Source organism: Methylobacterium sp. EM32, from assembly GCF_040593685.1.
GTDB lineage: Bacteria > Pseudomonadota > Alphaproteobacteria > Rhizobiales > Beijerinckiaceae > Methylobacterium.
In genome coordinates this window covers 1-1,104 of record NZ_JBEXZS010000127.1, presented here as the reverse complement: position 1 = coordinate 1,104, position 1,104 = coordinate 1, and the positions used below count along the sequence as shown (strand labels likewise).

Genomic DNA, 1,104 nt, shown 5'->3' with positions numbered 1-1,104 from the left:
CCTCCCCTGTCGCAACAGGGGCACTCGGCCTCGACACCATTCTGGGGGGCGGCTTCGCGGCCAACCGTGCCCACCTGGTCGAGGGGCGGCCGGGCTCAGGCAAGACCACGCTCGCGCTGCAATTCCTCCGCGACGGGGCACGGCTCGGCGAGCGCTGCCTCTACATCACCCTCTCGGAGAGCCGGCGCGAGCTCGCCTCCGTCGCCTCCCGCCACGGCTGGTCGCTCGACGGCATCGAGATCTTCGAGCTGGTGCCGCCCGAGCTCAGCCTCGACCCGCGCCAGCAGCAGAGCCTGGTCCATTCCTCCGACCTCGAACTCGGCGAGACCGTGCGGCTCGCCATCGCGGAGATCGACCGGATCAAGCCGCAACGGGTGGTGTTCGACAGCCTGTCGGAGATCCGCCTGCTCTCGCAGAGCTCCCTACGCTACCGCCGCCAAGTGCTGGCGTTGCGCAGCTATCTCCTCATCCACGACACCACTGCGCTCCTCCTCGACGACCTCACCGTCGACCAGTACGACCTCAATTTGCACAATCTCTGCCACGCGGTGATCCAGCTCGAGCAGCTCGCCCCCCTCTACGGCGGCGAGCGCCGGCGCCTGCGGGTGATCAAGATGCGCGGTACGCATTTCCGCGGCGGCTACCACGACTTCGTCATCCGCCGCGGCGGCCTCTCGGTGTTCCCGCGCTTGGTCGCGGTCGAGCACGGCCATCCCTATGAGGTCGACCGCCTCAGCAGCGGTAATGGCGCCCTCGACGCGCTGCTCGGCGGCGGCCTCGACCGGGGCACCAGCACGATGCTTCTCGGCCCCTCCGGCGTCGGCAAGTCCTCGACCGCGCTCGCCTACGTAACGGCGGCGCTGGCGCGGGGCGAGCGCGGGCTGATCCTGAGCTTCGACGAGCCGACCGGGATCCTGATGCGCCGGGCTGCCGGTCTCGGTATGGACATCGCGGATGCGGTCGCGGAGGGGCGCCTGCGGGTCGAGCAGATCGACCCGGCGGAGGTTTCGCCGGGCGAGCTCGCCGCCATGGTGAGCGACGCTGTCGAGCGCGAGGGCGTGCGGCTCGTGCTGATCGACTCGCTCACCGGCTATCAGAACGCGA

General features: G+C 70.0%; 1 protein-coding gene. It reads left to right on the top strand.

Features of this window, described 5'->3' with window-relative positions:
* Nucleotides 1-1,104: ATPase domain-containing protein (locus tag ABZT49_RS34355; RefSeq protein ID WP_355287368.1), on the top strand; the 1,104-nt coding region annotated here is incomplete at both ends.